Annotated in this window: 17 protein-coding genes; 7 read left to right on the top strand and 10 right to left on the bottom strand. The window is 37.3% G+C overall.

Going from position 1 to position 21,494, the window contains the following annotated elements:
- Positions 1 to 29: 29 nt before the first annotated feature.
- The 4 genes from BLW74_RS02525 (at position 30) to BLW74_RS02510 (ending at position 2,665) form a co-directional block, all read left to right on the top strand.
- Positions 30 to 743, top strand: coding sequence for a CDP-alcohol phosphatidyltransferase family protein (locus BLW74_RS02525; RefSeq protein ID WP_089689878.1), 714 nt, complete (start codon positions 30 to 32; stop codon positions 741 to 743).
- A 70-nt stretch (positions 744 to 813) separates the two neighbouring features.
- On the top strand, positions 814 to 1,578 hold the full coding sequence (locus BLW74_RS02520; protein ID WP_089690634.1) for a 3'-5' exonuclease: 765 nt from the start codon (positions 814 to 816) through the stop codon (positions 1,576 to 1,578).
- 2 nt (positions 1,579 to 1,580) lie between these two features.
- A complete protein-coding gene (locus BLW74_RS02515; RefSeq protein ID WP_227413160.1) occupies positions 1,581 to 2,003 on the top strand; it encodes a putative signal transducing protein in 423 nt (140 codons plus the stop codon).
- Between the two features lie 56 nt (positions 2,004 to 2,059).
- Entirely contained in the window at positions 2,060 to 2,665 is a 606-nt protein-coding gene (locus tag BLW74_RS02510; protein WP_089689877.1) for a fumarylacetoacetate hydrolase family protein, read from the top strand.
- Positions 2,666 to 2,906: 241 nt separating this feature from the next.
- Here the strand turns inward: BLW74_RS02510 and BLW74_RS02505 are convergent, their stop codons facing one another.
- Positions 2,907 to 4,169: a hypothetical protein gene (locus BLW74_RS02505; protein WP_139265682.1), complete on the bottom strand. Its 1,263-nt coding sequence runs from the start codon at positions 4,167 to 4,169 to the stop codon at positions 2,907 to 2,909.
- Between the two features lie 652 nt (positions 4,170 to 4,821).
- On the opposite strand from BLW74_RS02505, the gene BLW74_RS02500 reads away from it, so the two are divergent.
- Positions 4,822 to 5,259 carry a universal stress protein gene (locus tag BLW74_RS02500; protein WP_089689875.1) on the top strand — a complete coding sequence of 146 codons (438 nt, stop codon included), beginning with the start codon at positions 4,822 to 4,824 and terminating at the stop codon, positions 5,257 to 5,259.
- Positions 5,260 to 5,342: 83 nt separating this feature from the next.
- On the opposite strand, the gene BLW74_RS02495 is transcribed toward BLW74_RS02500, so the two are convergent.
- Positions 5,343 to 5,576, bottom strand: a complete 234-nt coding sequence (locus tag BLW74_RS02495; protein ID WP_089689874.1) for a DUF6341 family protein — start codon at positions 5,574 to 5,576, stop codon at positions 5,343 to 5,345.
- Between the two features lie 42 nt (positions 5,577 to 5,618).
- Between BLW74_RS02495 and BLW74_RS02490 the strand changes: the two genes are divergently transcribed.
- Complete coding sequence (locus BLW74_RS02490) at positions 5,619 to 6,524, top strand: DUF6427 family protein (RefSeq protein WP_089689873.1); 906 nt, start codon at positions 5,619 to 5,621, stop codon at positions 6,522 to 6,524.
- Positions 6,525 to 6,530: 6 nt separating this feature from the next.
- Entirely contained in the window at positions 6,531 to 7,115 is a 585-nt protein-coding gene (locus tag BLW74_RS02485; protein ID WP_089689872.1) for a DUF3109 family protein, read from the top strand.
- Positions 7,116 to 7,197: 82 nt separating this feature from the next.
- Here BLW74_RS02485 and BLW74_RS02480 read toward each other — a convergent pair whose 3' ends face one another.
- The 8 genes from BLW74_RS02480 to BLW74_RS02445 all read right to left on the bottom strand — a co-directional run bounded on the left by BLW74_RS02480 (position 7,198) and on the right by BLW74_RS02445 (position 21,368).
- On the bottom strand, positions 7,198 to 10,026 hold the full coding sequence (locus BLW74_RS02480) for a M16 family metallopeptidase (RefSeq protein WP_089689871.1): 2,829 nt from the start codon (positions 10,024 to 10,026) through the stop codon (positions 7,198 to 7,200).
- A gap of 300 nt (positions 10,027 to 10,326) precedes the next feature.
- Complete coding sequence (locus tag BLW74_RS02475; protein ID WP_089689870.1) at positions 10,327 to 13,191, bottom strand: M16 family metallopeptidase; 2,865 nt, start codon at positions 13,189 to 13,191, stop codon at positions 10,327 to 10,329.
- 152 nt (positions 13,192 to 13,343) lie between these two features.
- Positions 13,344 to 14,030 (bottom strand): hypothetical protein, encoded by a 687-nt coding sequence (locus tag BLW74_RS02470; RefSeq protein ID WP_089689869.1) that lies wholly within the window; start codon positions 14,028 to 14,030, stop codon positions 13,344 to 13,346.
- Positions 14,031 to 14,208: 178 nt separating this feature from the next.
- Positions 14,209 to 15,543 (bottom strand): trigger factor, encoded by a 1,335-nt coding sequence (locus BLW74_RS02465; protein ID WP_089689868.1) that lies wholly within the window; start codon positions 15,541 to 15,543, stop codon positions 14,209 to 14,211.
- Between the two features lie 139 nt (positions 15,544 to 15,682).
- Positions 15,683 to 16,267 (bottom strand): hypothetical protein, encoded by a 585-nt coding sequence (locus tag BLW74_RS02460; protein ID WP_089689867.1) that lies wholly within the window; start codon positions 16,265 to 16,267, stop codon positions 15,683 to 15,685.
- Positions 16,268 to 16,285: 18 nt separating this feature from the next.
- Positions 16,286 to 18,679, bottom strand: coding sequence for a TonB-dependent receptor (locus BLW74_RS02455; protein WP_089689866.1), 2,394 nt, complete (start codon positions 18,677 to 18,679; stop codon positions 16,286 to 16,288).
- 258 nt (positions 18,680 to 18,937) lie between these two features.
- Complete coding sequence (locus BLW74_RS02450; protein ID WP_228424744.1) at positions 18,938 to 19,294, bottom strand: hypothetical protein; 357 nt, start codon at positions 19,292 to 19,294, stop codon at positions 18,938 to 18,940.
- 148 nt (positions 19,295 to 19,442) lie between these two features.
- Positions 19,443 to 21,368, bottom strand: a complete 1,926-nt coding sequence (locus BLW74_RS02445) for an ABC-F family ATP-binding cassette domain-containing protein (RefSeq protein ID WP_089689865.1) — start codon at positions 21,366 to 21,368, stop codon at positions 19,443 to 19,445.
- Positions 21,369 to 21,494 lie beyond the last annotated feature (126 nt).

Genomic DNA, 21,494 nt, shown 5'->3' with positions numbered 1-21,494 from the left:
CAATTTCTAAAAACTGTAATTTTGTGGCTATGAATTTTATAAAGAATAATCTGGCCAATGCCCTAACCCTGGCTAACTTATTTGCAGGCTGCATAGGTGCAATACATCTAATTTCAGGAGATTATCAGACTACAGCAATCTGCCTTATTCTCTCTTCTGTTTTCGATTTTTTTGACGGCTTTGTAGCCAGAGCCCTGAAATCGAACTCCAATCTGGGACTTCAGCTGGATTCTCTTGCTGACATGGTGAGCTTCGGAGTCATCCCTGGACTTACTCTGTATAAAGCACTTGAGCCATTTGGCACTGAGCTTCTTGGAATTCATTTTCCGTTTGAGATTAAGTATCTGGGATTAATTGTTACTGTATTTTCCTGCCTGAGGCTTGCCATCTTTAATCTTGACGAAGAACAGCGTTATTATTTCAAAGGATTGAATACGCCTACAAACACCGTTTTACTATTTGGACTTTATTATGCTTTTAAAGAAACAGGAACTTTCGGGTTTTTATTTAATAATGAGCTGCTATTGGTTCTATTGACTCTTCTTACCTCATGGCTTCTGATCAGCCCGATTAAGATGATGGCGATGAAATTCAAATCCAAGCAATTAAAAGACAACTATCCTAAAATTGTATTACTGGCAGGAGGAATAGTTATTCTTTCGATATTCCAGATAGTAGGGATCCCTATGCTTGTTATTTATTATATCATAGTGTCCCTTATTTTTCAGGGACAGTTAAAATAGAAAATCAACAATTAACATGAAGTTTATACAGCTTCATTTAATTAAAACACATTTCAAATTATTAATCAACATGAATTTAAAACTCCATAAACCGCTTTGCATTTTTGACCTGGAAACTACAGGAACGAATATCGGAAAAGACAGAATTGTTGAAATCTGTATCTTAAAAGTAAACCCGGACGCCTCAAGAGAAAGCAAGACCTGGCGGGTAAACCCGGAGATGCTTATACCTAAAGAAAGCAGTGAAATCCACGGAATTTATGATGAAGATGTAAAAGACGCTCCTACTTTCAGGGATATTGCTTCTAAAGTAATGGAGATGATTAGCGGAAGTGATCTGGGAGGGTTTAATTCCAACCGGTTTGATGTTCCTCTTTTGGCAGAAGAACTTTTACGGGTAGGAATGGATTTTGATCTGAGTAAATTCAGACTGGTAGACGCTCAGACAATTTTCCATAAAAAAGAACCTAGAAATTTGGGTGCGGCATATCAGTTCTATTGTGGTAAAACATTGGAAAATGCACACTCTGCAGAAGCTGATGTAATGGCTACTTTTGAGGTACTGGATGCCCAGGTTGGTAAATATGATGATATCCCGAATGAAATTGCTCCGTTAAGTGAGTTTACATTCCATAACAAGAATGCTGATCTTGCCGGATTCATAGGATATAATGAAAAAATGGAGGAAATTTTCAATTTTGGAAAATACAAAGGACAAGGTGTAAAAGCGGTATTTCAAAAAGATTTAGGATATTTCGGATGGCTTCAGAACGCTGACTTTCCGTTGTATACCAAGAAGATTTTTACAAAAATTCAACTTTCAAGCAGGTTTTAAATATGTCTGATCTGGTTCGGTTTAAATTTTATGAAACTGCCCTTGAAGCTAACAGGGATAAACAGATATTGGCTGAAAATGATATTAACAGTTTTATTGCAAATGAGCAGCTGATTCAGTCGGACTGGCTTCTTTCGCAGGCTGTAGGCGGTATACAGCTTCAGGTTTTTGAAGAAGATGTGGAAAAAGCCAAACAGATTCTTCAGGATTATAAGGACAATGAGCAATATTCCCTGGAAGTAGAATATACAATTTCTGATCCTGAATTTGATTTTGTCTGCCCGAAATGCGGTTCCAATCATATTTACCAGGATGAAAAGCTTGGTGGGATCTTTGGGATCAGCGTCCTTGTTCTTGGACTGCCCGTAAAAATTCCTGCTAACCTGTACCACTGCTATTATTGTGGTAATGAATTTAAGCGTTAAAATAACGCCTGATAGTACTGTAAGTAATACATCAGGTTCAAAAATAGTAAAGAATTATGAAAATCATCTGCATAGGAAGAAACTACAGTGAGCATGCAAAAGAATTAGGAAATGAAATTCCTGAGAATCCGGTTATCTTTATGAAACCGGACACAGCCGTTTTAAAAGGAAATGATTTTTACATTCCTGAATTTTCAAATGATATTCACTACGAGCTGGAAGTAGTCGTAAAAATTTCCAAAGGAGGAAAATATATTCAGAAAGAATCTGCCGGAAAACATTATGAAGAAATAGGCCTGGGAATAGATTTTACTGCCAGGGATCTTCAGAGTGAGCTGAAATCAAAGGGACTGCCATGGGAGCTTGCCAAAGGTTTTGACGGCTCCGCTGTGGTAAGCGGCTTCTTCAAAAAAGAGAATTACAATCTTGATCGTCTTCAGTTCTCCCTGTTAAAAAATAAGGATAAAGTTCAGGATGGCAATACAAAAGATATGATGTTCGATTTTGATGATATCATTGCCTTTGCTTCTCAGTATTTTACCTTAAGAGTAGGTGATCTAATCTTTACAGGAACTCCAAAAGGAGTTGGAAAAGTAGAAGAAAATGATATTCTGGAAGCTTATCTGGAAGGTGAAAAAATTCTTGACATCCGTATCATGTAATTCACCACAGATATTTTATATTTTTCATATAGAACTTAGGATTTTAAATCCTGAAAAAAAATAATGAAGCCATATTTGCATATGGCTTCCATCTTTCATTTGTAGTAAGTATTAAAATTGTAAAAAAAAGAGTATGATCTTATGTTATGAAGTCAAATGAAAGTAATTCTCAATCCAATAATCATTTTTGAAATCAGTTTCTGAAACACCTTTGAATATAGCAAAGGTCTTATGAAAAATGTTATTTAAGTCTCTGCACAGAAATCGCTATTTTTCTGATATCGTCAGTTGCAGAAGTTGTATTATTGTTATCTATGACCGGATAATAAGTTGCTCTGTACCAATGGTTATTTACCCAAAGATTTACAGTTTCTATTTCTGTATGGTTCGTTGCAGGATTGGTATAACTTGCAGGGGTGCTGCTTGTAGTCATATTCAATCCGTTGCTGTTATAAATACCGTTATCAAGGTTAATGAAATTGCCGGGTCCCAATATGATATTATTTGAACCATAATTTTCAGCACTTGACATCGCCGCAAAATTAACTTTTATATTACCACCTGACACGTTCACCAAACGAGGGATTCCAGAAATAGATCCCGGACCTCCAACAGTGTCAATAAAATAGAAATCAAATTTCATCCCATCTACTACTGGTACATTTGCTGCATAATTACTTAGATAATTGGTGGCAACGTTTGCAGTTGTATTGGTCCCTCCTGCTCCTATATTACCAGGGGCTTGTCCAGACCAGTAGATTTCCTCTCCAATAGAAATTGAGTTTCCTGCTCCCACTGTTGCACTGCAGCTTTGCCCTCCTATATTTATGGGAAAAGTAGTAGTTGCCGGGCTGGAAACCGTAGGGGTACCGGACACTGTATAATTCAGTGTTCCTGTCCCATTGTTGAAATTGCCTGATGCTAATGTAGCGGTAAGCCCATTAACAGGTCCTATTGTCTGGGCACCAAAAGTACCTCCGTTTCCTCCGGTGTAAGAAACACTCATGGTACCAGTATAGGGAACTCCGGCAGTATAACTATTAGGGGAAAGTGCAGCTCCGTCACAGTCAATAGCACCTAAAGTTCCTGCTGTCAGAAAAGAGTTATCAAGGGCTCTCCATTCAGTTCCGTTCCAGAAAACATATCCTTTATAATTAAGACCCGGCTGGGTACCGAGGTTGAATACCAGTAATCCTACCGCAGGATTAGCAATGGTAGTTACATCTGTTGCTGAAGATAAAGAAATTCGGGGAGCTAATATTCCTTTATTTGTAGAGGTTACATCTAAAATAGCTGATGCATCAGGTGCTACCGTACCAATTCCGACGCTTCCTGTAGAGGTTATGGCAAAATCATTAGCCTGCTGTGCTGTCGTAGGAACTCCGCTAACAGGGTTATCTTTTCCACTGTCAACATTAAAGATACCCTGAGGGTTTGTGGTATTGATTCCGACCTGCCCAAATACAGCTACTGAAAAAAAACTGAATGGTAAAAATAATTTCATTTTTCTCATTTTTTCATCTTTTAATTATAATCGCTCAGATTATTATATAAATAATTTTTAAAGTGTTGGTGCAATTTTAAACCAATCAGGTCCCGAAGACAAAACAATTGCCCCTACTTAGATACAACAATCTTTTTCACCCTGCAAAACGATAATTAAAACACTCAAAAACAATGATTTATAAAATATAGATTTTTTTCAAGACAGCATTTTCTCCTCTCAAAATAGAGTTAAAAAAAGGCAATATAATATGTAAGTAATACCCTAATTGAAGATTCACTCTCCAAAAATTGATCAAAAAGGAATTAGTTTTGTAAAACATCGGGTACCCTGTAACTTGAGAAATGAAAAGTAAAAGGTTAAAGTAGTATTGATAAAATAGTAAAAAATTACAATATAAATGAGTATCTAATGTATTTTATAAACAACTACAAGCTTGTATAACCGGATGTTTAACTGGCTTATTATCAGACTTTACCCATTCAGCAATCTGATAATTATTCTTTGCTTTTCAATATAAAATCGTAATGGAGATATCATCGCTATATCATGATAATCTTAGTATCTGTGCGGTTTTCATATTAATATTATAAGTTATTTAACATAGAATATGACAAATTTTTCTTATCTTTAGGTAACAAAATGAGAGGTTATGATAAACATTGTATTACCCGTAGATTTTGGGGACAAGACAGACCAACTGGTAGACGGTGCCATAAAATTTGCAAAACAGCTTAACGGCAGAATTTACCTGATCCACGTGGCACCTTCAGATATTGGTTTTGCCATTGGTGATATGGGATTTCAATATTTTCCTGAAGTAGAAGCCAATGAGATAAGAGAGGAACTGGTGCAGCTCAATAAAATTGAGCAGAGAATCATCAGTCATGATATTGATTGCGAGCACCTTTTAAAACAAGGACTTGCCAAAGATATTATTCTGGAGCATGCAAAGGCAAAAAATGCGGATTACATTGTGATGGGATCACATGGCAGAAGCGGAATTTATGATGTATTTGTGGGAAGCTTAACAAAAGGAATCACAAAAAGCTCAAATATTCCTGTGCTGGTACTTCCAATTCACGACTAAGAAAAAGAAAATTTTAATCGTTAGTAATAAAAAAACCGATCAAACCTATTGTTTGATCGGTTTTTTACTATATAACCAATTAATTAACCTTCTTTTTTGTAGATATTCGGATCGTAGTAAGGATGCTTACCTTCCGTTGGAGAATAATAGTCTTTATCTTTGTCGCCACCAAGTGTAACCACCAGTACATAGCACCAATAAGTGAACAGTACACAGCAAACTAAAAACAGAATCCAGTTTAAAACATTACCGAAAGCATCAAAGAAACCGAAAGACCATTTGAAAACTTTGCTTAAGAATAGAAAGAAAGACGTCATTATTTTCCTTTTTTAAATTAACTTTGTACAAATTTATAAAAAATGTTTAAATTACTTTCAAAAGAAAGCAATATTTTTTCAATTCCTGTTTATATTGGTTTTCTTCTTTTAGTAGTCGTAATATTTAACATACTGAATTTCAACACTTACGAAGCTATAGTTGCCGGAATAACTTTTCTGGGAATTGCCTTGGGATATTTTTGTTTTCACAGTATTGCCCTTAATTATCAGACGCATCTGCCATTATTCTTATACACTTTTTTCATTTTTGGGCTTTATCCCGGAAATCTGGATATAGGAATTGCGGTTTCACTGCTTACCAATTCGTTTTTAATTCTCCTTCTGACGAGCGCAGATGAAGATATCCGGAAGAAATCATATGTACTGGTAGGAGCTATTGTGGCGCTCAACTTTATTTTCCTTCCTACTACGTGGCCTATGGCTGTTTTTGTGATCATTCACGTGATTGCAACGTCTGCCAAGATCGGACTGAATATTTTCAGATTCCTGCTGGGGATTGTTCTGATTACCTTCAGTTATTTTTCTGTGATGTATTTCGTTCAGTTTACCTCTTGGAATCTGGATTACTTTCCTTTTGGAAAGATGAAACCAGTAACGGATTATACGGAGCTTTTACCACTGATCCCTGTGGTACTGATGCTTATATATGCAGTGTATGACCATTTTAAAAATTACAATAAGAAAAGCCCGATAAGCAGATATAAGTACACCTTTCTGCTGGTCTTTTCTGTAGCTCAGCTAATTTCCATCATTCTTTACATGAATAAGAGCTATGAATATCTGCTGCTTCTGGCATTTCCTTCAAGCATTATTCTGAGCAGAATGTTGAGATTCTTACCCAAATATTGGATGCAGGAGGCCAGCTTATGGCTTATTATTGTTAGTTTACTGGCCTTTAAAGCGGGTACAGTTTTTGATTTATTTTAAAAAATTATGATTCAGATAGACGATAAATTGATTTCTGAGGAAATTTTTTCCGAAGAATTTGTTTGCAACCTTTCGAAATGTAAGGGTGCATGTTGTGTGGAAGGAGATGTAGGAGCTCCGTTGGATAAAAACGAGCTGGAGATATTGGACAGTATTTTTGATCAGATAAAGCCTTACCTTACTCAGGAAGGAATCAAAGCCCTGGAAGAACAGGGAACATGGACTACTGATCCGCACGACGGAATGTATGTTACTCCTATGGTGGAGAACCGCGAATGTGCTTATGTAACGTTTGACGAAAAAGGAATTACCAAATGCGGGATTGAAAAAGCATATGAAGATGGTGCTGTAGACTGGCAGAAACCTATTTCATGCCACCTTTACCCAATTCGTGTGACGGAATATTCTGCATTTACTGCTTTGAATTATCATGAATGGAATGTATGCAGCGATGCCTGTACGCTTGGAAAAGAGCTTCAGGTTCCTGTTTATAAGTTTTTAAAGACTCCATTGACGCGAAAGTACGGTGAAGAATTTTATACTGTTCTGAGCGAAGCTGCTGAAGAATGGAAAAAAGAATATGGTTCTTAACCGGTAAGAATTTGAATTAATAACAAAAACCGCAGAGTACTCTGCGGTTTTTATGTAAATAAAAGATAATGCCTTTTGTTTTCTATTTTTCGGACATATCATTTTTAGCTTTTTCCCAGCCGTCTTCCGGCATCAGGATGGCTATCTGTTTTTCTTTTGTAAGATATTTTTTAGCAACCTCCTGAAGATCTTTTACCGTAAGTGCCTGTAGTTTATCAAAGAAATTCAGGATGTCATATTGATCACTGCCATCCAGCTGATTCTGAGAAATTCCCTGTAACCAGAAGCCATTGTCTTTAAGGCTTGTAGTATATTCATTATATTCTCCTTCTTTGTATTTATCAAGGTCTTTTTGCTCAGGGCCCTTATCTATAAATTTTTGTATTTCAGCCATTGTACTTTTTATCAGCTTATCTACATTTTCAGGACCGCAAGGGAAATTGACCGTAAAATCATAAGCGCTATATGGAATTTTACTAAAGCTTCCGCTTGCACCACCACCGTAGATTCCACTTTCTTCTTCCCTTAGTTTTTCAAGAATTTTAATGGTAGCAACTTCACCAAGAGCAGAAAGTGCTATGCCCTCTTTCTGACTGTAAGGAGCTTCTCCACTGTAGGATATTGCCACGAGACTCTTCGGCTCTTTTCCTTTTTTATAAATCTTTGTAAATTCTCCTGTCAGAGGTCTGTAACCTGTATCTTTAAATGCTGATGATTTTCCTGTTGAAGGAAGTGATGCAATATACTGCAGTACCTCTTTCTTAAGCTGTTCTTCATTTATATTTCCAACAAAATAGAAATGAAAATTACCTGCATTGGCAAATTTTTGTTTGTAGATCTCATAGGCTTTCTTATAATCGGTATTTGCCCAATCCTTTTCAGTAGGTTCAAGACTGGTAAATCTTGGATTTTTCTGATTGATAAACTTTGAATATTCATTGGAAAAATAATATTGAGGATCAGAATTTACATTGGAAAGCATAGCAGACTTCTTGGATTTATAAGTGTTGAATGCCTCAGGATTGTAATTAAGGTCTGTAAAACAAGCATAGATCAGCTCCATCGCTGTTTTTAAATCTTTTTTTGAGCTTGTTCCTGAAATCCCCTCTGCCGGCCCTCCGATATAAGAGCTTACACTCACTTGTTTCCCTGCAAGATAATGAGAGAGATCGGTTTTGGAAAGTCCTGCTAATCCAGCTTCCAGCAAAGCATCGAAAGCGAATTTTGTTTTATTATAATCGTCATCGGGAATGACAGATACACCTCCCAGGCTTATTGCCGAAAATACAATTTCATCATCTTTAAAGTCTGTCTTTTTGAAGGTCACTTTAGCTCCGTTGCTTAAGGTCCAGGTGGTTGTGCCCAGCTTAGCATCTGTTTCTGCAGCGGTAATTTTACCTTCTGATCTGAATGGTTTTACTAAGCTCTCAACTTTACTTTTTTCCTCATAAGGCTTCAGATCTGCCATTTTTACCGAATTAAAAGTGTTCAAAACCATGGCTTCTGTCGGCATTTTAATCGTATCTTTTTGGGGGCCTGTAAGAACAATCACCCTGCTGTCATCTTTTACCAGCTTTTTGATGAGTTCATTGGTCTGTGTCAAGCTTATGGCTGGAAGAACTTTTTTAATATGTTCATATCCCCAGGTAATTCCGGGAATGGGTTCCTGTCTTAGAAAATTGCTTACGTATCCATCAATCAGTTCACCGCTTTGGTTCTTCTCTCTGTTATTGTACGCCCATTCATAAGAAGAAAGCATCTGTTCTTTGGCTCTGTCCAGTTCAGATTGGGTAAATCCAAATCTTTTTGCTCTTTCCACTTCTTCCAAAAGAACTTTAAGTGCATTCAGCTGGTCACCGTCTTTAGTAGTGGCTGATGCCTGAAATGCTTCTTTTGTTCTTACATAGGTTCCTCCATGGTATACGGAACCATAAGTAAAAGGGGGATTGGCAGCGTTGACCAATTCAGCCAATCTGCTGTTCAACATCATATTCATTAGCCCTTCCACAATACTTTCGTCATACTGCTGAACAGTTAGATCAGGCTGGTAAAGCTCAGAGTCTTTAATAGCAAAAAGTACTGCGGAACCCGTAGCATCAGGATCTGTTTCAATAGCTACCTGTGCTTCTTTATGATTAGGAAGATCAAATGATTTTCTTTCTCTGGGATTGGAGGGGTTTTTATATTTACTGAAGTTATCCTTGATTTTTTTTTCAATTTCCTCTACATTGATATCTCCCACTACTACAATCGCCATGAGATCCGGTCTGTACCAGTCCTTATAGAATTTTCTGATGACATCAGGTTTACAATTTTCAATGACCTCTTTTTTTCCGATCGGAAGTCTGTCAGCATATTGAGATTTATATAAAAGTTTTGGAAGATATTTATCCATCATTCTTTTATCGGGTCCAAGACCTAATCTTAGTTCTTCCATCACAACTCCTCGTTCTTTATTGATCTGCTCGTCAGAAAGAGTGGCGTTAAATGCCCAGTCTTCTATTACTTTCAGCCCGGCATCCAGATTCCCGGGCTTATCCAACGGAACAGGAAGCATATAAACGGTTTCGTCAAAGCCAGTGTACGCATTAAGATGCTGCCCGAACTTTATTCCTATAGACTGCAAAAAATCCACTAATTTATTATCAGGAAAATGTTTGGTTCCATTGAAGTTCATATGCTCCATAAAGTGGGCCAGTCCTCTTTGATTTTCGTCTTCAAGAATAGATCCGGCATTGACTGCCAGACGGAATTCTACCTTTTTTTCAGGCAGAGCGTTTTTTTTGATGTAGTACTTCATTCCGTTGGAAAGGGTACCTATTTTTACAGAAGGATCCACAGGGATGTTCTGCCCGAAAACATTTGCAGCCATCAGAAAGACGACTGAAAACGAAGATAATACTTTTTTCATCTACATTAATTTTTTGACAGGTAAAAATATCAAATCTGTGCTCAGCCGGCTTCTGCCAAACGGTTAAATTCGCGTTAAAAAATTTAAATATTACAAATTGAAAATAAATTGTTTCTTTTATGTTGATAAAATTAAATTTTAATTAAAAACATTCGCTAATTATTTAAAATAGACTAATTAAAAATAAGACATTTTCTTCATTTAGCCAGAAATTATGGCTACTTCAGCATTAAATTATTCATATCAACAAAAAAAACCGCTGTAAACTACAACGGTTTTTCTTATTTTAAGTAAAAAAAATCAATTAACAGCACCTGCTTTTGCAGTTGTGGTCTCAGCTTTTTTAGGCTCATCATTTTTAGCTTTTTCCCAGCCGTCTTCCGGCATTAGTGTTGCTGTAATTCTTCCTTTTGTAAGGTATTTTTTAGCAACGTCCTGAAGATCTTTTACCGTAAGTGCTTTTACTTTATCCTGATAGTTCAGAATAGCATATTTATCACTTCCGTCCAACTGATTTTTAGCAATAGCATTCATCCAGAACATGTTGTCTTTAAGTTCTGTTTTATTGTCATTGTATTCTCCTTCTTTGTATTTATCGAGATCTTTTTGTTCCGGACCATTGTCAATCAGTTTCTGAAGTTCTGCAATGGCGCTTTTAGTCAGCTTATCTGCATTCTCCGGACCACAAGGGAAATTGATTCCGAAGCTGTAAGTGCCATAAGGTATTTTGTTCATTCCTCCCCTTGCGCCGCCTCCGTAGATACCGCTTTCATCTTCTCTTAATTTTTCAATTACCTTGATGGTGGCTACTTCTCCAAGGGCAGAAAGAGCCAAAGCTTCTTTTTCATTGTAAGGTGCTTCTCCACTATAGGAGATAGATACCATGCTCTTAGGATCTTTTCCTTTTTTGTATACTTTTGTGTAGTCTCCAGTTATTGTTCTGTACCCTGTATCTTTGAATGTAGTTGTTTTTCCTGATGAAGGCAGGCTGGCAATATACTGAAGAATCTGATCCTTAAACTTAGCTTCGTCAATATTTCCTACGAAATAAAACTGGAAGTTTCCGGCATTGGCAAATTTATCTTTGTAGATATCATATGCTTTTTTATAGTCTGTATTGGCCCAGTCTTTTTCCATTGGGAACACCCCGATGAATCTAGGGTTTTTCTGGTTCATAAATTTAGCATGCTCGTTAGAGAAATAAGCCTGAGGATTTGATAACAGGTTACTCAGCATGGCTGACTGTTTTTCTTTGTAAGCATTAAATGAAGCAGGATTGTAATTTAAGCTTGTAAAATAAGCATATATCAGTTCCATGGCCGTTCCTAGATCTTTTTGGGTGGTTCTTCCTGAAACCCCTTCATAAAGAGTACCCACCATAGGATTTACTGCAACCTGCTTACCGGCAAGATAATTGGTAAGATCTGCCTTGGAGATTCCCCCTACTCCAGCTTCTGTTAAGGCAGAAAATGCAAACTGTGTTTTGTTGTAATCTGCATCGGGGATAAGAGAAGTACCTCCTAAACTTCTTGCTGTGAATACAATTTCGTCATCTTTAAAATCTGTTTTCTTGAACGTAACTTTTGCTCCGTTACTTAGGGTCCACGTTGTTGTTCCTAGCTTGGCATCGGTTTCTGTTTTGGCAATTTTACCTTCAGATTTGAATGGTTTTATCAGATTTTTGATGGTTTCCTTTTCTTCATAAGGCTTAAGGTCTGCCGTTTTCACAGCATCAAATGTATTCAGAACCATTGCTTCTGTCGGCATGTTTACATTATCTTTTTTAGGACCTGTCATCACAATCACCCGGCTGTCATCTTTCACCATTTTCTTGATGATTTCATTGGTTTGTGCCAGAGTAACGGACGGCAAGAAAGATTTGGTATCTTCATATTCCCATGCAATTCCAGGGATTGGCTCCTGCTCAAGGAAGTTTCTTACATACTCATCTACCAGCATTCCGCTTTCTGTTTTATCTTTATTGTTATAAGATCTTTCAAGGTTAGAAAGCACCTGGGATTTAGCTCTGTCAAGTTCAGATTGGGTAAATCCGAATCTTTTTGCTCTTTCCACTTCTTCCAAAAGAACTTTCAGTGCACTCAGCTGGTTTCCTTCTTTTACCATGGCAAATCCCTGGAAAGCTTCTTTGCTTCTCGCATACGTACCTCCGTGGTATACAGAACCGAAAGTAAAAGGCGGATTGGTAGAATTGATCAGCTCTCTCAATCTGTTATTCAACATGGTGGTTGAAAGGTTTTCTATAATGCTCTGATTATACTGCTCTACCGTTACATCCGGTTTATAGGCCTCAGTATCTTTCATAATAAACTGTACCATCGAATTGGTAGCATCGGGGTCTGTTTCAATAGCCACCAATGTTTCTTTGTGATTCGGAAGATCAAAAGATTTTCTCTCTCTGGGTTTTGAAGGATTTTTATATTTACTGAAGTTATCCTTGATCTTTTTTTCGATTTCATCTACATTGATGTCTCCCACTACTACAATTGCCATGAGATCTGGTCTGTACCAGTCCTGATGAAATTTTCTCACTACATCAGGTTTGAAATTTTCCAATATTTCTTTTTTCCCGATCGGAAGCCTTTCTGCATATTGAGATTTGTATAAAAACTTTGGAAGATATTTATCCATCATTCTTTTATCCGGTCCCAGACCTAATCTTAACTCTTCAAGCACTACTCCTCGCTCTTTATTAATCTGCTCGTCAGAAAGAGTGGCATTAAATGCCCAGTCTTCCATTACTTTCAGCCCGGCATCCAGATTTCCTGGTTTATCCAATGGAACAGGGAGCATATAGACGGTTTCGTCAAAACTGGTGTAAGCATTCAGGTGCTGGCCAAATTTTACCCCGATAGACTGCAAAAAATCCACTAATTTATTATCAGGAAAATTTTTGGTTCCGTTGAAGTTCATGTGCTCCATAAAGTGAGCCAGTCCTCTTTGATTTTCGTCTTCAAGAATAGATCCGGCATTAATGGCCAGGCGGAAATCTACTTTTTTCTCAGGTAAGGTATTTTTTTTGATGTAGTACTTCATTCCGTTGGAAAGGGTACCGATTCTTACGGACGGATCCACAGGGATATTCTGTCCAAAGGTATTCGCAGACATCAGGAAAATGACTGCAAATGAAGATAATACTTTTTTCATGGTTATTGATTTTATTTACGTGCCAAAAGTATCAATTCTTTATAAGTGAAGAAATAGTATCTTAAAAATTTGTAGTTAAATTTGAGTTAAAAGTATTAAAAAACTAAAAAACCGGGAAAATTCCCGGTTTTTATTTCTTAAAAAGTAATTTTTTATTTAAAATCAGCATCCGTAACTCCGGAATTGATTACCACTTTGGTAGTTTTGATGGTCATTTTCTGGCCTCCTCCTTCGGCATCTACTTCCGCAGGAAACTGTAATCCGTCTACAGTCATATAACTTTTAATGGTTGCATTTCCCTCTCCGGCATTGGTTTTATACAAAAGACCGGTTCCGGCATCGAAATAAAACTTTCCTTTGTCTGAAGACAATACGTTGTAATCTTTTCCATCCAGTTTTTCTGTAGATACCGTCTGGAAATTAGAAGCATCAAAAGCTAAAGCATCAATCGGCTTTCCTTTTTTCAATTCAGCAATCTTGTCAGCAGGAATATCTGTTTTAGTCCCCATCTGATCAAAATAACCTTTCTCGCCATCAAAAAACTGAACCATTTCTTTGCCCATGAAAGACTGTACAGATTTGAACTTATTTCCTAACTTTTTAGTTGTCATTTGGATTTCCATTCCCTGAACAGCAACTGTATTATCAGTAATGGTAGATTTTACGGCGTCTAATTTATCTTTTCCTCCCAGAGCTTTGAAATAATTATCAATAACTTCCTTAGGAGTCAGTTTTGATTGTACAGCTTCTGTTTTAGGAGAAGCAGCTCCTTTTTTCTGAGCCGCTGCCGGCACTGAAAACAGCACAGCACAGAAAAACGGAATGATGATCTTTTTCATATTTATAATAAAGTTTATTGGGTAAATATAGGAATATTGACGGACATACAAATTAAATAATGAGTAATGACTGATGATTGGTGCATGAACTGCGCAGACTGATTATGCTGCAGGATGGATCTATAATAAAAAAACCGCCAAAAAATGGCGGTTTTTGAATATTTATATCTGACTATAATTATTTCTTAAGTTCTTCTAAAAATTCGTCGTGAGAAATTTTAGTTTCTTTTTTGCTGGCTTTTTCAAGAATTACATCTTTCAGTTTAGCCATTGCTACTTCAGAAGAGATCTGTCTTACCTGCTCCTGGTCTTTCAACATTTCAACAGCATATTTCTGGATTTCCTCATCCCCTAAATGGTGGATTCCGTAGATCGCCAATTGGTTTTTCACCAACTGCTCAGCCTGTGCCAATACGTCAGCATAATCCAGGTTGATTTCGTTATCAGTCATCAATTTACCTTCGATGATCTGGTATCTCAACTGATTTTTCTCAGCTTCAAGAATTTCCTGAGCCTGTGCTTCAGACTGGATATTCTGGTTAGAGAATAATAACCACTTCACAAGGAATGTTTCAGGAAGTTTTACTTCTTCTTTCTCAGTTACCTGCTCTAATACTTTATTCACAAAGTGAACATCAGCATTTTGCTGGAAGTACTCGTCTAATTCAGTTTTTACTTTCTCTTTAAGCTCTTCTTCAGACTTGATGTTTCCTTCTCCGTATACTTTATCGAATAGATCCTGGTTAAGTTCTGCCAAGTTTAATGTATAGAAATCTTTTACTTTTACTTCTACTTCATTGTGGTGCAGGTGCTCAACTTCTTCCTTGCTGAATCCTAACTCTTTAGCTAATTCTTCATCTCCTGCAAGAGTTTCTTTCGTTACTTTTACAGACCCTTCCATTTTCAAACCTTTTACCAATTTGAAAGCTTCTTTGTTTTCAGCAGTAATCGTAAGGTTTTTTGGGTGGTGGTGGTGCTCTCCTTCAGCATCTTCTTCCACAACCTGAGAAACTTCTAAAGCAATGTAAGAATCTTTAGTGATTTTATCTTGAGGAACCTGCTCCGCGAAACGCTTCTGCATGTTTTCAATACTCTTGCTGATTTCTTTTTCAGAAGCTTCCACTTTGTAGTGAGGAGCTTCATATTTAGCTAAATCTATAGTGAATTCAGGCTCATATCCTACTTCGAAAGCAACTTCTATTTGATCAGCGTTGTAATTTAATTCGTTTACTGGCTGAGGAACAGGCTGACCAACTAATCTTAATTTGTTTTCATTAACATAGTTGTTTAAAGCATCAGAAACTTGTCTGTTGATTTCTTCGAATGCAATACCTGCTTCATATTGTTTTTTAACCATACTCAAAGGCACTTTCCCTTTTCTGAATCCAGGAACTTGCGCATTTTTAGCATAATTAATCAACTGCTTCTCTACTTTTTCTTTGTAGTCAGATTTTTCCAATGTTACTGTAAGCAATGCACTTACGTCATCATGGTTTTGTGCGGTAACCTTCATTATTGATTAAAATTTTAGGTTGCAAAAATATGAATTTTTTATGAAAATCACCCATTTAAAATCAACTTATAACGCCAAATATTGTTAAATAAAAAACCACCGGAAAATTCCGGTGGTTCAAACAAGATTAAAGAGTATATTAATTACTAATATTATAGTTAGCCTGTGCATCTGTTTCACCACCTGTATGTGTTCCGTAGATGACTCCGTTTCCACTTGCAGCAGAAGTTTCAGAAACCGTTACCGGCTCATGGAACAATGTAAGAACCAGCTGGCTAGGTGCAGAAGCATTTTTTACAGCGGTATTGACTACCCATTTTGTTTTCAGACCCACACGGTTTCCGTCTCCCCTTGTAGAGCTTGCATCATCGGTACGGGTAAGCGTAATATCAGAATTAGGGAAGTTGTACACTAAGAAGTGCTCGTCCTTTGCATCTTTAATTTCCTGAGTAGCGTCTTCATTACCATTTTTGAAAATAACTTCTACATTATAGGTATGGCCATTAATCAGCTTAACATTAGGATTGGTAGTGCTGTTCACCTGATAATCATAAACCACAGGAGTTCCAGTAGCCACATCTGTTACTCTTAAGAGAACATCTGAAAGTTCTTCCTGAGGAAGATCGTCTGCTTCATCATCGCTTCTGTTACAAGACGTTAGGCTTAAAGAAACTGCGAAGAAAAGTCCTAAGATAAGAGTGGTATTTTTAAAAATATTTTTCATGTTTTTGATTTTAAGTAATTAAAATTGGTATTTAAGAGTTAAAATAAAGTTTCTTCCCATTTCGTTGGAAAAGAAGCGAAGTCTGTTCAGATAATCTCTGTACGACTTGTTGAATACATTTCGAACTGAAAAATCAACTGCGAAATTTTTAGACAGATTCACCCCTGTCTGAAGGTTCCAAAGCGAGTATCCGCTTGGCGGTGTAGAAATATCTACGTCTTCATTGTAAGCATTTCCGTCTGAATCAAACAATCTGATCGGAACGTTGTAAATGGGAAATCTTGTCTGCTTAAGATAAGTATTATTACTTACCGTAAAATAGAAGTTTTTCCATTCTTTCTTGTTGAATTCCAATGAATTATTAAAATTCGGAGGCATCATCAGAATAAGCGGCACATCATGCGTGGTATCCTGCCCGTACACATAAGATCCGCTTCCTTTATAGGTCAGATGATCCGTGATCTTCAGCTGGGCATCAACGTCCAATCCATACATTTTTGCATTGATCTGCTGATAGCTGTATACTACAAAAGCCCCGCCCCACTGGGTATTCTGGTATCCTGTAGGAATCTGATTGATAAAATTCTGAGTGTAAAAGAAGTACGGGTTTACTGAGATATTCAGTCCTTTTAAAACATTTGCCTTAACATCTGCCACCAGGTTGAACTGGTTACCTGTTTCACTTTTCATTCTCATATCTCCTCTTTCAATAATGGCTGCGGAATGGTGAAGACCATCAGCAAAAAGTTCTGCAATATTTGGAGATCTCGAAACTCTGGCGTAGTTAAATTTCAGATTAAAATATTCAGAAGGGTGATAGACAACTCCTCCGTTTACGGAAATATTATTATACGTTAAAGAGGGTCTGGTAAGAATCCTGTTCTGGTTAATTCTTACTACGAAATCAGAATAATCTGCAGCATAAGTCTTGTTCCAGTCACTCAGGTCATACCATTTTGTTACATCATAATGATCGTAATCGTATCTGCCTCCCAGCTCAAGATCGAGTTCAGGCGCAATTTTGTATTTTAATACGGAATAAATTCCTGCATAATATCTGTCATAGTTCGGGACGAGACGTCTTGCTTCGGTCTGCGTATTGGAATAGTTGTTCTGATATCCTGCATTAATCCCTGTTTCAAGATTCCAGTTCCCTCTTTCTATCAGGTGGTTCACATTCAGGTCATTGGTGATCAGTTCCAGATCCAGTGCCGGCTTTTTGCTTAAGGCTTCAGTACGTCTTATATCATATTCTTTTCTATGATTGTACTGAAAGCTGTACGTAGCCGTTATTTTTCCGAAATTTTCAAACCTTTTATAAGCAGACACTTTAGCGATATGATGCTCAATTTCCTGTTTTGGGTTATCAATATCATAGCTAAAATCCCTCTGATAGATGGGCTGCGGAGAGGTAAGAGCGGTACGCAGGTCTTCAGAGTTCCCAACGTGAGAACTTCTCAGGATCCCGACGGTGCTTTTCGTCAGATAATAATCAAAGGAAAAACCTTTTTCAAATGTCATTTTCTGTACCCCGAAATTAAATCCTGAACTTTCAAGCCCGGTATTCATCAGGCCATAATCCGGAGCTTCAAGATCTCCCAGTTTTTTATAGCTTCCGTTGGTTTTTATGGCCCAGCCATTTTCCCATGTTTTTGCCAGCTTCACATTAAGATCTGCTCCTCTTCCGTTTGAAATTCCGGAAAGGGATACATTTCCCATGATGGTATCTTTCTTAGGCAAAACCTGAGGCTGCAGAACAACCACCCCTCCTACTGCTCCGGCTCCATATTTCAAAGCAGAGGCTCCTTTGATGACATCAATATGTTCAAAATTATTAACATCCACATTGGGTGCATGCTCTACTCCCCATTCCTGTTCCGCGAGCTTTACCCCGTCATTAAGGATGGAAACTCTGCTTCCATAAAGCCCGTGAATAATAGGTTTAGCGATATTATTCCCCGTTTTAAGAACATTGACACCGGAAATGTTGGTTAATAAATTTCCTAAGTTTTCGGTAACATTTCTTGAAAGCATAGCCTTGTCAAGGGTTTTCACCACCATGCTTCCATTGTTCTTATGGCTTCCGTGAACCGTTACTGTTTCGATGTCTCTGACATGGTGTTCCAGTGTAATAACCAAATGAACATCCTGATTAACTCCTATATTTTCAGTATAATCATCACAATCAGGGTGCTGTGCAATGAGGGTATACTTTCCTGCAGGGATTTTGTCAAAGGCAAAGTAACCTTTGTTATTGGTTTTGGCTGTAAAGTTCCCGATTTTAATCACTGCGTTTTCCAGCAGTGTTTTATCATGAAAATCCTGAACGGTTCCCTCTACAGCATACGTTTTTTGTGCACTTGTAAATACTGATCCGCAAAAGATCAGCAGCAGGCAATATATCAATTTCATTGTAAATAGATTGATTGAGCACCTTTTTCAATAAGGTACATTTTTCGTTAAAATTTGTGGGTAGGGTTATGTTGACTGTAACTTGTACAATGTAAAAAGCAGAATGTCTAATAAGAAGTTAGGGTCAGAAATGATAAGCCGGTAATGAAAAATCAACTACACGCTATCCGTTGTTTTTCAACAACATTCAACCTAAATCTTTACGTAGTAAACATTGAACTTAAAGTATAAAACTTTAAACCCTGTAGAATCTGTGAATTATGCAAGTGCGGGCGGTCCCCGGAGCTGAAAAGTGAATTTGGTCTGTGACCAGATTTTCTCCTGAATGGCGATGATTTGTTTTACCTGGTGGCTGTAATGCTCAAAGGTAAAACTGATTTCTTCAGGAGCCAAAGTATGTCCGGTAACCAAAAAGTGGCAGGCCAGACAGTCGCCAGCTTTCTCTTTAGTAACTGCTTTCGTCACCGTATTGTCGGTTTTTTTAAGATGAAATGCCTTAAAATAATCTACAGAATCATGGTGGTGAAAGCTTTGAGAAAGCAGCGCGAGAAAATACACTCCAAACAATAGCTTGGAGATAAAACGCTTTAGGTTTCTGCTTTCTTTCATAATCATGGTTCAAAATTAGGAAAATAATTTAATTGTTTCCTTAAACTTTCATTAAATTACTTAACGACTATTGATAATATGTAGAATTGAATTTGATTTCGTTACCAAAAAAATGCTTCATAATTTTTGGTTTATGAAGCATTTACATTTTCGTTTAATCCAGCTGTGTTCCAAGATATTCCCACTCCTGCAGCGCTGTATCCAGCTCTTCCTTAGCTTTATTGTATTTTTCCAGGGTTTCATCCGAAGGGTTTTCTTTGGCAAAAGAAGATTCCATTTCCTCAATTTTTATTTCAAGTTCGGAAATTTTTTCTTCTACTTTCTTGATTTTATTCTGAATATTTTTCTGCTCTTTACTTACAATTGTTGAAGATTGATTAGTAGCCATAGGTTTTTCTTCTACTTTTTTAGGTTCTACCTTTACTTCGCTGTGAAGTTTCGCCTTTTCTGCAGAAATCTCTCTGATGGTTTCCTTCTGTCTGTATTCAAGATACTCATTGATATCTCCAAGGAATTCTTTCATTTTCCCGTCACGGAATTCATAGATCTTATCACAAAGTCCCTGAAGGAATTCCCTGTCGTGCGAGATCACAATTAAAGTTCCTTCAAAATTCTGCAGCGCCAGCTTGATAATTTCCTTAGACTGGATATCGAGGTGATTGGTAGGTTCGTCCATGATCAGTGTATTGAAAGGACGAAGCAGCAGTTTACAAAGTGCCAGACGGTTTCTTTCTCCTCCGGAAAGCACCTTCGTTTTTTTTGTAACGGCATCTCCCTGGAAAAGAAAAGATCCTAAAAGGTCTCTTACTCTTGGTCTTGTTTCTTCTGTTGCGGCATCTTCTGCTTCTTCTAAAACCGTTTTATTAGGAGTTAAAACTTCTTCCTGATTCTGAGCAAAGTATCCGATGTTTACATTATGACCCAGATTCCATGTTCCTGAATAATCTTTAATATCGCCAGCTAAAATTTTAGCCAACGTTGTTTTTCCCTGTCCGTTCTGTCCTAAAAGGGCAATTCTGTCTCCTCTCTGAACGATAAAATCCACATTATCAAAAATCTGCTTCTGCCCGTAGGATTTTCCAAGGTTGATGGCTTCGAAGATCACTTTCCCCGGAACCATAGACTGTACAAAACGGATATTGAATTTGGAAACGTCTTCATTATCCACCTCAATACGTTCTATTTTATCTAATTTTTTAATAAGCGACTGTGCGAAAGAGGCTTTGGTAGCACTTGCACGGAACTTATTAATATTGTCTTCCATCTGTTTGATCTCCGCGTCCTGGTTCTTTTTAGCCTGAATCAGCTTTTCACGGCGATCTTCTCTCATGATCAGATATTTCGAATAGTTGGCTTTATAGTCGTCAACTTTTTTATTGTTGATATCGAAAGTACGGTTACACACGGCTGTCATAAACTGCTTATCGTGACTTACCAGTACAATCGCTCCGGGATAATCTTTCAGGAAGTTCTCCAGCCAGATGATGGATTCCATATCCAGGTGGTTGGTAGGCTCATCGAGAAGCATAATATCATTCTTCTGAAGAAGTAATTTTGCCAGTTCGATTCTCATTCTCCATCCTCCGGAAAATTCATCGGTGATTTTTTGGAAATCATCTGCTTTGAATCCCAGACCGAATAACACTTTTTCCATATCGCCTTCAAGATTGTAGGCATCATGGTTCATTAGAAGGTCATTCAGTTCGGTCATTTTATTAATCAGATCGGTATAGGAGTCACTTTCGTAATCTGTTCTCACTGTCATCTGGTGATTCACTTCTTCCAGCTCGTCCTTCCATGCGTTGATCTGCTCAAAAGCCTGCATGGTTTCAGCCCAAACGGTTCTTCCTTTTACAAAGTCAAGATCCTGCTTCAGGAAGCCAATGGTAACACTACCTTCAGTCACAACTTCTCCTTCGTAGAAATTAATTTCTCCGGACAGCATTTTCAATAAAGTGGATTTACCCGCTCCATTTTTTCCTACGAGGCCAACTTTATCATCTTTTTTGATGGTAAAATTGACATTTTGAAATAAATAATTTCCTGAATGATGTAATCCTAAACTTTGAACCGAAAGCATCTTAATTAATAATTAGTAATGAATAATGAATTTTCGGGTGCAAAAATACGGAAAAAGAAATGAATAGCCCAGAAATAAAAAAAGCCGCCCAAACGGACGGCTTTCAAATGTAATATACTGGCCTGT

This window comes from Chryseobacterium culicis, from assembly GCF_900108365.1.
Classification (GTDB): domain Bacteria; phylum Bacteroidota; class Bacteroidia; order Flavobacteriales; family Weeksellaceae; genus Chryseobacterium; species Chryseobacterium culicis.
The sequence above is the reverse complement of the archived record's forward strand: the minus strand, read 5'-3'. Positions and strand labels throughout refer to the sequence as shown.

Bases quoted from the DNA above. Each gene is read 5' to 3' on its own strand.
- BLW74_RS02475 (WP_089689870.1), bottom strand. From the start codon at position 13,191: ATGAAAAAAGTATTATCTTCATTTGCAGTCATTTTCCTGATGTCTGCG.
- BLW74_RS02450 (WP_228424744.1), bottom strand. From the start codon at position 19,294: ATGATTATGAAAGAAAGCAGAAACCTAAAGCGTTTTATCTCCAAGCTA.
- BLW74_RS02485 (WP_089689872.1), top strand. From the start codon at position 6,531: ATGATTCAGATAGACGATAAATTGATTTCTGAGGAAATTTTTTCCGAA.
- BLW74_RS02455 (WP_089689866.1), bottom strand. From the start codon at position 18,679: ATGAAATTGATATATTGCCTGCTGCTGATCTTTTGCGGATCAGTATTT.
- BLW74_RS02480 (WP_089689871.1), bottom strand. From the start codon at position 10,026: ATGAAAAAAGTATTATCTTCGTTTTCAGTCGTCTTTCTGATGGCTGCA.
- BLW74_RS02445 (WP_089689865.1), bottom strand. From the start codon at position 21,368: ATGCTTTCGGTTCAAAGTTTAGGATTACATCATTCAGGAAATTATTTA.
- BLW74_RS02470 (WP_089689869.1), bottom strand. From the start codon at position 14,030: ATGAAAAAGATCATCATTCCGTTTTTCTGTGCTGTGCTGTTTTCAGTG.
- BLW74_RS02505 (WP_139265682.1), bottom strand. From the start codon at position 4,169: ATGAAATTATTTTTACCATTCAGTTTTTTTTCAGTAGCTGTATTTGGG.
- BLW74_RS02520 (WP_089690634.1), top strand. From the start codon at position 814: ATGAATTTAAAACTCCATAAACCGCTTTGCATTTTTGACCTGGAAACT.
- BLW74_RS02460 (WP_089689867.1), bottom strand. From the start codon at position 16,267: ATGAAAAATATTTTTAAAAATACCACTCTTATCTTAGGACTTTTCTTC.
- BLW74_RS02510 (WP_089689877.1), top strand. From the start codon at position 2,060: ATGAAAATCATCTGCATAGGAAGAAACTACAGTGAGCATGCAAAAGAA.
- BLW74_RS02500 (WP_089689875.1), top strand. From the start codon at position 4,822: ATGATAAACATTGTATTACCCGTAGATTTTGGGGACAAGACAGACCAA.
- BLW74_RS02495 (WP_089689874.1), bottom strand. From the start codon at position 5,576: ATGACGTCTTTCTTTCTATTCTTAAGCAAAGTTTTCAAATGGTCTTTC.
- BLW74_RS02525 (WP_089689878.1), top strand. From the start codon at position 30: ATGAATTTTATAAAGAATAATCTGGCCAATGCCCTAACCCTGGCTAAC.
- BLW74_RS02515 (WP_227413160.1), top strand. From the start codon at position 1,581: ATGTCTGATCTGGTTCGGTTTAAATTTTATGAAACTGCCCTTGAAGCT.
- BLW74_RS02465 (WP_089689868.1), bottom strand. From the start codon at position 15,543: ATGAAGGTTACCGCACAAAACCATGATGACGTAAGTGCATTGCTTACA.
- BLW74_RS02490 (WP_089689873.1), top strand. From the start codon at position 5,619: ATGTTTAAATTACTTTCAAAAGAAAGCAATATTTTTTCAATTCCTGTT.